This window comes from Rhizobacter sp. P2_H2, from assembly GCF_056403375.1.
Map to the genome: position 1 here is coordinate 1 of NZ_JBFUFP010001164.1, position 1628 is coordinate 1628.

Genomic DNA, 1628 nt, shown 5'->3' on the forward strand with positions numbered 1-1628 from the left:
GTCGTAGAGCTCCTCGCCGGCCGGCACCTCGAAGTCCATGTCGATGTGGAAGGGCAGGATCGCCGGCTGCGCGCCGAGCTGCAGGCCGAGCGTGCGGTCCAGCGGGAAGCTCGCGAACGGGTGCAGCGTGCAGGTGTAGTCGTCGCCGAGCAGCTGCACCTGGCGCACTGCCTTCACGTTGGCCGGCGCGGCGATCAGCGCCTGGTACACCGCCTTGATGCCTGATGCATCGGGCAGCTGCTTCAGGAAGATCTGTGCCACGTTCGGGCTGCGCAGCATCTGCGCGATCTGCTCCCAGCCGGCGCGGTCGAGCGACAGGAAGCCGGGCAGGTTGGCCGCCAGCAGCTCGATCGCCTGCTCGATCAGCTCGGGCAGGCCGGCCAGGTCCTGGCGCGCGCCGTTGCTGCTTGTCGCGGTGACTTCGAGCAGCGGGTGCAGCTGCAGCATCGACTCCGGGCTGAACGGCTGGAAGCCCTTGGCCGCCAGCGTGAAGCGGGTGGCCGGCTCGCCCTCGGCCGGCATCGTGTACTCGCACTGGTACTTCGGGTAGCCGAACAGCTCGCGCCCGTTGATCAGCGCCATGCAGTCGTCGACCCAGATGTGGCACGGGTAGAAGAAGACGCGGCTCACGCCCGTTTGCCCGGCGAGCACCTGGCCCACCATCACCCAGGTGACGATGTCGGTCTCCTCGCCCCAGCCCTTGGCGGCATCCGATGGCCAGGCCGACTGCGCATGCTGCACCTGCGTGAAGGTCAGCATCACGAACGGCGACAGCACCTTGAAGCTCATCGTGCCGCCGGCCACCGCGGTCAGCGTCTCGTCGACGGTGGCCTGCAGGCGTGCCAGCTCGCCGTGCACGAAGAAGCCGTACATGCGGGAGCGGTTCAGCCGAAGCGGCGGGTGCATCAGCGGCGAACCGCCGGGGTAGATGAAATCAGGGCGGTTGGGTGCTGCTTCGGTCATGGGGCCGAAGTATTACCGCTATGTCGGATAAGTCACGCTTTGTCACCCGTTCCAGGGGTGGCAGGATTTCACGGCCTGCGGCACATCCCATCGCGAATCGCGATGGACGACGCTCGATCAGCGATCGTCGAACTGCATGCTGGCGAGCGTGGAGGGCCAGCCGGTGGCCGGTGCGCCGCCGCCGCGGAAGCGCCGCCCGACGGCCACCGGTTGCGGCAGGCCGGGCAGCGAGAAGGGCACGAACTCGCGGCGTTGCGCGGCGCGGCGCCGGACCCACCACAGGCCCGCGAGGGCCAGCGCGGCGAGCAGGGCCGCCGCGATCAACATCCAGGACATCATCGACATTCCAATACGACAACCGCGGATTGTCGCAGGCGGGTGTCAATCGCCGGTAAGGCGTTGTCGCTGGGTCAAAGCCGGGAACAGCTTCATCCAGAGGCCTGCGACGGCCAGCGTGCCGACCCCGCCCAGCAGCACCGACCCGACCGGCCCGAGCAAGGCCGCGGTGGCGCCCGACTCGAACTCGCCGAGCTGGTTCGACGCGCCGATGAAGATCGAATTGACCGCGCTGACGCGGCCGCGCATCTCGTTGGGCGTCTCGAGCTGCACCAGCGTCTGCCGGATCACGACGCTGACCATGTCGGCCGCGCCGCTGACCCACAGCG

Annotated in this window: 2 protein-coding genes and 1 pseudogene; all 3 read right to left on the reverse strand. The window is 68.6% G+C overall.

Annotated elements, in window-relative coordinates:
• Positions 1-963, reverse strand: a 963-nt coding sequence (locus AC1D15_RS31160; RefSeq protein WP_477829083.1) for an acetoacetate decarboxylase family protein, incomplete at its 3' end; no start/stop codon positions are given.
• A gap of 117 nt (positions 964-1080) precedes the next feature.
• Complete coding sequence (locus tag AC1D15_RS31165; RefSeq protein ID WP_156155126.1) at positions 1081-1299, reverse strand: hypothetical protein; 219 nt, start codon at positions 1297-1299, stop codon at positions 1081-1083.
• Between the two features lie 45 nt (positions 1300-1344).
• Positions 1345-1628 (reverse strand): annotated as a pseudogene (locus AC1D15_RS31170) (MFS transporter); the annotation flags it as partial.